At 44.2% G+C, this 7,112-nt stretch carries 6 protein-coding genes; 3 read left to right on the top strand and 3 right to left on the bottom strand.

Annotated features, from left to right (window positions below; translation table 11 throughout):
- Positions 1 to 180 precede the first annotated feature (180 nt).
- Entirely contained in the window at positions 181 to 1,680 is a 1,500-nt protein-coding gene (glcD, locus tag AC805_RS19215) for a glycolate oxidase subunit GlcD (RefSeq protein ID WP_055076890.1), read from the top strand.
- A gap of 370 nt (positions 1,681 to 2,050) precedes the next feature.
- Positions 2,051 to 3,226, top strand: coding sequence for a radical SAM family heme chaperone HemW (gene hemW / locus AC805_RS19210; RefSeq protein ID WP_082429558.1), 1,176 nt, complete (start codon positions 2,051 to 2,053; stop codon positions 3,224 to 3,226).
- 284 nt (positions 3,227 to 3,510) lie between these two features.
- Here hemW and AC805_RS19205 read toward each other — a convergent pair whose 3' ends face one another.
- Entirely contained in the window at positions 3,511 to 4,767 is a 1,257-nt protein-coding gene (locus AC805_RS19205; RefSeq protein WP_055076888.1) for a DUF58 domain-containing protein, read from the bottom strand.
- A gap of 453 nt (positions 4,768 to 5,220) precedes the next feature.
- Entirely contained in the window at positions 5,221 to 6,033 is an 813-nt protein-coding gene (locus tag AC805_RS19200; RefSeq protein ID WP_055076887.1) for a pentapeptide repeat-containing protein, read from the bottom strand.
- Positions 6,034 to 6,377: 344 nt separating this feature from the next.
- On the opposite strand from AC805_RS19200, the gene AC805_RS19195 reads away from it, so the two are divergent.
- Positions 6,378 to 6,926, top strand: a complete 549-nt coding sequence (locus AC805_RS19195) for a phycobiliprotein lyase (protein WP_055076886.1) — start codon at positions 6,378 to 6,380, stop codon at positions 6,924 to 6,926.
- Here the strand turns inward: AC805_RS19195 and AC805_RS26975 are convergent.
- On the bottom strand, positions 6,921 to 7,112 hold a 192-nt coding region (locus AC805_RS26975), incomplete at its 5' end, for a hypothetical protein (protein ID WP_231663787.1). The two genes, AC805_RS19195 and AC805_RS26975, sit on opposite strands and share 6 nt — an antisense overlap.

Here is a 7,112-nt window from a genome sequence, read left to right as displayed (position 1 = left end):
TAAGTAGCTAGGCATAAGTAAACTTAAAACCTAGAAGAGCATACCGCCCGCTGCGCGGGCGGTATGCTCTCTGGTTTTGGTTTTTAATTATGCCTAGCTACTTACATCTCTCTGAATCCCCAAATCTGAATCCCTAAAATCACTGTAGGATAGACTTAGTTGCTCCTCTGACATTACAACATGACTGCGATCGCCCCCATCCCCAATATTTCCTCAGCGCAAACCCAGATTATTGATTGGCAAGCGATCGCTAACGCTTTGATTGCAATCGTCGGCGATCGCTATGTTGTGCGCACTCGCGAAGAGTTAATCGCCTTTGAATGTGACGGACTGACCAGCTACAAACAACAACCCGCGATCGTCGTTTTGCCCCTTACTACCGAAGAAGTATCAGCCGTGGTGAAGGTATGCGATCGCTATCGTCTCCCCTTTGTAGCGAGAGGTTCGGGCACGGGTTTATCGGGTGGCGCGTTGCCCTTGCCTGACTCAGTCCTAATCGTCACCTCACGCATGAAAAAGATTTTAGCGATTGACATGGAAAATCAACGGGTAGTCGTGCAACCAGGAGTCATCAATAACTGGGTGACGCAGGCCGTAAGCGGTGCAGGATTCTATTACGCGCCCGATCCTTCCAGTCAGATCATCTGTTCCATCGGTGGTAATGTGGCGGAAAACTCAGGTGGAGTTCATTGCCTGAAATATGGAGTAACCACCAATCACGTCCTCGGCGCAAAAATCGTCCTTCCCGATGGCGCGATCGCCGATATTGGCGGCAAAATCCCTGAGAGTCCTGGCTACGATCTCACGGGGCTATTTGTCGGCTCTGAGGGAACCCTCGGAATTACCACAGAAGTCACACTCAAGATCCTGAAATCTGCGGAATCAATTCAAGTACTCCTCGCCGATTTTACCAGCGTCGAAGCCGCAGGAGCAACCGTATCCAATGTGATTGGGGCTGGCATCATTCCTGGAGGAATGGAAATTATGGATAATATGAGCATCAATGCGGTCGAGGACACTGTCGCCACCAATTGTTATCCCCGAGATGCGGCGGCAATTCTGCTAATTGAAATTGATGGATTAGAAATAGAAGTTGCCGAGAGTGCCAAACGAGTGGAAGCAATTTGCTATCAAAATGGGGCGCGAAATGTGACTACAGCGATCGACCCCGAACAAAGGCTCCGTCTTTGGAAGGGTAGAAAGGCAGCTTTTGCGGCGATGGGTCGCCTAAGCCCCGACTATTACGTTCAGGATGGGGTAATTCCGAGAACAAAGCTTACCTATGTATTGCAAGAAATTGAGAAGCTCAGCGAGAAATATGGTTATCATGTAGCCAATGTGTTCCATGCTGGCGATGGTAATCTGCATCCTTTGATTTTGTATAATAATGCGGAAGTTGGCGCTCTCGAAACTGTGGAAGAGTTAGGTGGTGAGATTCTGAAACTCTGCGTGCGCGTTGGCGGCAGTATTTCAGGCGAACATGGCATTGGCGCGGATAAAAAATGCTATATGCCAGAGATGTTTAGCCCGTCGGATTTGGAAACCATGCAATGGGTGCGCAATGCCTTCGATCCTAAGGGCATTGCCAATCCTACGAAGATTTTGCCAACCCCCCGCACCTGTGGCGAAGGGGCTAAGCCCAGCCACGATGCTAAGTATAAGATGATGGAACGCTTTTAGAAATGTTTAGGGACTTGCGAGAAAATAAGATGCCAATCCAGATTTGCCAGGATCGTTGGTGCGGCTCCGCTGCACCAACGATCCTGGTTTTATATTTGGTACTTCATTAAGTCGCAAGTCCCTTATATCGCTTGATAAGCTGTAGGCGATCGCTTGGTGACAGGATACTATTTGGGCACTGGTCAGTTAAAGCGTGATCGACATATTTGCACTTTTTTGTTGGCATGAAATGGGCATTTCAGAATCCATCCCCCATTAGCTGACCAGTGCCGAATTGGTATAAGATTGCTGTGAACTATAGAATTGCTTGCTAAATTTAAAAATCAAAAATTCTTTAGATGCATAACCTCATTACAGATTAACTATTGCCTTGAGTCAAATCCTTCCTAAGTCTTTATACCTGCATATTCCATTTTGTAAAAGACGTTGTTTTTACTGTGACTTCGCAATTACTACTGGCGGGGAAAATTTGAAACAGCAATATGTTGATGTTCTCTGTCAAGAAATTATACTTACTATCCAACAGATTCCACCTAAGGCGAAGTTGCAAACAATCTTTTTTGGTGGTGGCACTCCATCTTTGCTAACCGTCCAACAGGTTGCCCAAATCTTAGAAACGATCGCTAAATACTTTACGATCGCTACCGATGCGGAAATATCTTTAGAAGCTAACGCGGGAACTGTTAGTACGGAAAGTTTACAAGGATATCGAAGTTTAGGGATAAACCGCATTAGTCTTGGCGCACAGGCTTTTCAGCAGGAATTATTGGATGTTTGTGGGCGAGGGCATACGGTAGAGGATATCTATGCAGCAGTTGACTCAATTCAAAAAGCTGGGTTTGAGAACTTTAGTTTAGACCTAATTTCTGGACTTCCCCATCAATCGATGGCAGATTGGGAATTCTCTCTAAGATCGGCGATCGCTCTACAACCGACCCATTTCTCCATTTACGATCTCATTGTTGAGGAAGGGACGGCATTTGGCAAACGCTATCAAGCAGGCGATCGACCATTACCCTCAGAATCGCTAACCGTCGAGATGTATCTTGCTGCCCATCGGTTGATGACTGCTAAGGGGTATGAACATTACGAAATATCTAACTATGCGAAGCCTTCCTATCAAGCTCGACATAATTTGACCTATTGGTACAATCAACCCTTTTACGGCATGGGTATGGGGGCAACTAGTTATATTAACCGTCAAAGAATCGATCGCCCCCGCAAAATACGCCTCTATTTTGATGCTATTGCGCAATGGAAGTCAGAGGGAATTGGCTTTACGGCTCCCACAATTACGCCTGCGGAGGAGCTAATGGATACATTAATGCAGGGATTGCGATTGGCGGAAGGATTGAGTTTGAACGCTCTGGTTACCGCTTTTGGGAGGGAACTATGCGATCGCGCCTGTGAATGTCTGGAGCGCTATCGCGATCGCCATTGGGTCGAGTTTGTCGAATATTCGGAAGATATACGGATTATGTTAGTTTCTCCCGATGGTTGGCTATTTTCCAATATCATCATTGCTGACTTATACGATAATTTATAGCTCAAACCCCAAGAATTGATTGGCGGCGCGAAGCGCCGCCAATCAATTCTTGGGGTTTACAGCAATTATCGCTCAAACCAAAACAAAGAAGATTTTTGAAAGCTTTGCTAAGCAAAGCTTTCAAAAATCTTCTTTGTTTTGGTTTGAGCGCAAAGCGTTGTATGTCCTCATACAGGCGATTTATACCAATTCACGAAAGTGCTGTCACACTTTCGTGAATTAAACACCAAACCCAGTAAGGTTTTGAGATTTTCAAAATGGCGTTGCCATTTTGGGAATTGGTATTAAGTGGCGAGATATCCCTGAAGCTGCGATCGCAAAGACTTATAACTCAAGTCATCAGCATCGGATATCGTCTCGATTACTAATCCCAGCGATCGCTGATTGGGAACCGATACTGGAGTCGCTTTTCCTGAAGCTTGCCACAATAGCCATCGACTGCCCAAAGGTAAATAGGCAATACTATCAGTACTGTGGGAGATCCACACAACAGGGAGATCGGGAAGATCCTTGAGAATATCGGTAGGAGGTACCGAGTGGTAAGCAATATTCACCGCAGCCAATGTTTCTAAGACAGCCCGATCGCTTTGGACGATCCCTGTATCGTTTGTCCATAGGCGCACGCTTAGCTTGGATTTTTGGGCATAAAAATAGAGAGAAGCTGCGGCTACTACCGCTTCCTCAAAGGCTTCAGGCTGCCATCCTGCGGAATTGTCGAGGGCGATCGCTACTTCCTGTCCTCCAAGGGTTACTTCCAATTCGCGCACCCGTAATTCCCCAAATTTGGCACTAGTACGCCAATGGATTAATCTAGTCGGATCGCCCCATCGGTATGGACGTAAAGTTTTGGTTAAGCCTTCCGATGCATTGCTGTAGTTATGTTCGTCGCTATATTGACGGGGACTGGTGTCCTGTCCTAACTGGTCAACCAAGGGACAGCGATCGAGGGGGATTACCCTGGGATAAACGATCACCTTTTGTCCTGATGGACAGACACGACGACTGCGAAACAGTCCCAAAGGGCTAGATGTAGCGATTTCCGTCGATCTAAATAAAAATATACCGCGCTTAGTAGCTTTGGCTTCGTAGCTCCAGCGATATTCTTGCAGGGGGGCAATTATCTCAATTACTACATCCTGTTGCAGAATATTGGAAAGATTTTCTGGCAGTATATCGCTGACTTCGAGCAGTTTTTTCTCAGTCCGCCCCGTATTTTGAATCGTCAAATCCATCCACAGATCGTCACCGACACTTACAGGATCGATGGGCGATCGCTTTACCACCATTTCTGCTAGCAAGCGCTTGGGCATTACAGCCCCCACAATTAACAATGCAAAACTTACGCCACTAATGACATACAACCAACCCGACAGCGTATTCGTTGCCGCCATAAAGAAGAAGATCGTAAAGGTGCTATACATTCCCCCAATAAATTCTGGTGTAGCAAAGCGCCATTCGAGCCACTTAAAGAAACGTGCGATCCTAGATGGAGGCTTTTGCCGAGAATTCCGTTGCTTGCGATCGCTGGAGCTACTTGACATATAGGTTTTTGGGCTTATTCTAACGCACAAAGTAAGATTCTCAATTTAAAGTGTCGAGAGAGCATTTACCAAAACTAAAATAGCGATCGAGCCAGCATAAAATTTGAAAATGAATCTCGCAAAATAAAATACTGACATTACGGTTACTCCTCAGCTCCTTCACTCTTGATTTCGTATTAGACTTTCACAGATATAGACGTGATTTTTGTACTTAACTTTGTACTTAACTTTGTACTTAATATAGTAATCCTACAGCAATTATCGCTCAAACCCAAACCAAGGAAACTTTTGAAAGTTTCCTTGGTTTGGGTTTGAGCGCAAAGCTAGGACATAAACCCCTAAAGATGAGTTGCGGCGCAAAGCGCCGCAACTCATCTTTAGGGGTTTGATTTGTCCTCACTATCTATTACGTTGCTATAGTTTAAGGATGGGCAGCACGTCGTCAATCCTTAACTATTTAGCACTACCAGATAAACTTGCTAGGGTAGTCTTGAGAGTTAGAGGATTCAAAGTTTCTAGATCTTGCTGAGGATGTCTGAGTAAAAGCGATCGCATAGACTCTGCTAAACCTACAACATAAGTAAAATCAGCCCCTGCAATACTTTCAAACTTCTCGAAATCTGCATCCGTTAAATTAGCTGATCGCAAATCTACCCCAGCTAAATTTGCGCCATTTAATCGAGCATTCTGCAACGAAGCTCCAACTAAGCAAGCGCGACGCAAATCTGCTTGTACTAATTTCGCTCCCCTCAAATTTGCCCCAGACAAATCTGCTCCTCCTAAATATGCGCCCAAAAAGTTAATCCCCTGTAAATCTGCATTTTTGAGATTAGCTGTATTAAATGGCGCGCCATTTAAGTTGGCTCCTGGACCCACAGCTCCTGATGATTTATAGGCAAACCCTTCTGGGAAAATTGTTTGACTATCATATAAAGCTCCCTGCAATTTAGTCTCTAGCAGATTTGCACCAGACAAATCTGCTCCACATAAATTGACACGATACAGACAAGCACCTTGTAAATTTGTTTGTCGTAAAAGTGAATGACTTAGATCCGCACTACGCAAATCCACTCCACTTAAATCTGCCATAGTCAAGTTTGTATGAGCGAGATTCGCCCGAACAAGAATTGCTTTATGCAAATTTGCCTTGCTTAAGTTTTGATCGCGCAGATCACACTGATAAAGATCGACCATTCTCAAGGAATGCCCTAACTTAATCGCATCTAAAATCTCTTGATATTTATATTGTTCTGTATGTTCTTTCATGATTGTAAGGTCTTAACGGAAATATTTTTTGATCAGTGGTTCAGAGGTTTAGCTACTTAGTTTATGACAATCTTTTGTGATTAAACCCAAACCAACAAATTTTTGGAAATGATTGCTATGCGACCCTTGCCAAAGATTTGTTGTGTTTGCTTGAATGCAATAGCTTCGTTATATGGCGGTTCTAAATCATTTGTAGATTTTTTGGTTTGTGGAATCGCTCCCCTTGGGGGGGCGATTCCACAAACCATTTAGGATTGCTATAGTATTTCCATCTTTCGGTAAAAAATGGAAATATTATATTATAGAAGATTAACTTAAGGAGAAGTTAAGTGCTAGTACCGCCAATGACTATGATGGATTTCTTTCGCAAGAGCGAGGGAATCTGGTTTATTCATCGTACCGTTCATCATTTTGATGCGGTCAAAGATGAGTCGGGGGAATCCAAGATTCATATTAAAGTCTTGCCCCGCAACGATCAGAGAGTTAAAAACATCTGTGAAGCTCAGGGGAGGGAAGGACAATTTTCGGAAGCGATCGCTTCTGGGGGAGCCAGTTTTATGTGGCAAGCCCATGAAGAGGGGGGACAAGAACCAAATCCCGATCAAGCTGCCATATTAGTAGATATACCGGATGATCAAACAGGTCGTTCGGGCAAACTTTTACGCAATCAAGGCTATGTCGAAAAAATTCCTGTAATTAGTAGATATTGGTTTGGACAGGATGGAATCTTAACTATTGATACAGAATATGACAATAATCAAGGACAAGAACGCTGTTGGTTTATTACTGATGATTTTCGAGTTCGAGTTAGCACCATTAGAATGATGAACGGCGTATATTTAATGACCTACTGCTCTGAGAGGCGTTATCTCAGTGATGCAAGTTTGCTATAAATCCAAAGAGGGGGTAGCTTTGCACCACCCCCCCCTCTTTGAACCACTTTGGCTTTTATAACTAAGTACAGAACAAAAAATCAAAAATAGAAAAGCCAAAGTGGTTCCGAAACCGTTGCCAAGTAAATTAAGTGCCATTTTGCCTATTACCTGACCATTATAGCTGTCGCCAAGTCTAATAGGACA

It is taken from the genome of Pseudanabaena sp. 'Roaring Creek', assembly GCF_001402795.1.
Classification (GTDB): domain Bacteria; phylum Cyanobacteriota; class Cyanobacteriia; order Pseudanabaenales; family Pseudanabaenaceae; genus Pseudanabaena.
This window is presented reverse-complemented; position numbering and strand designations above follow the sequence as displayed.